Raw genomic sequence first — 378 nt, forward strand, 5'->3', positions numbered from 1 at the left:
TGATTATGGATGATTTGTATAAGGATGCCGCGGCAGCTTGGTCGCCTCTCATCCGACAGAATATAGCCGACTGGTACGATACCGTAGCTTCCACCAGACTCCATAACGACAGCCAACAACTCTTAGTCTTTACCCGTTGGCATATGGAAGATTTAGCGGGCAGACTTTTAGAACAAGAAGGCGAATACGACCCTATCGAAAACCCCAACGGCTGGGTACGCGTGAGCTTCCCTGCTATCCAAAACAAGGCGCCTACCGCCCTTGACCCACGTGAGGAAGGCGAAGCCTTGTGGCCAGAACGACACAGTGCGGAAAAGCTCTTAGCCATTAAGGAACGTAACCCTGCCGTCTTTGAAAGTTTGTACCAGCAAGACCCCA

General features: G+C 51.3%; 1 pseudogene. It reads left to right on the forward strand.

The annotated features are described in order from the left end of the window. Window positions 1-378: pseudogene (locus HMPREF1551_RS00560) on the forward strand (hypothetical protein); the annotation flags it as partial.

The sequence above is a fragment of the Capnocytophaga sp. oral taxon 863 str. F0517 genome, assembly GCF_000466425.1.
Lineage (GTDB): Bacteria > Bacteroidota > Bacteroidia > Flavobacteriales > Flavobacteriaceae > Capnocytophaga.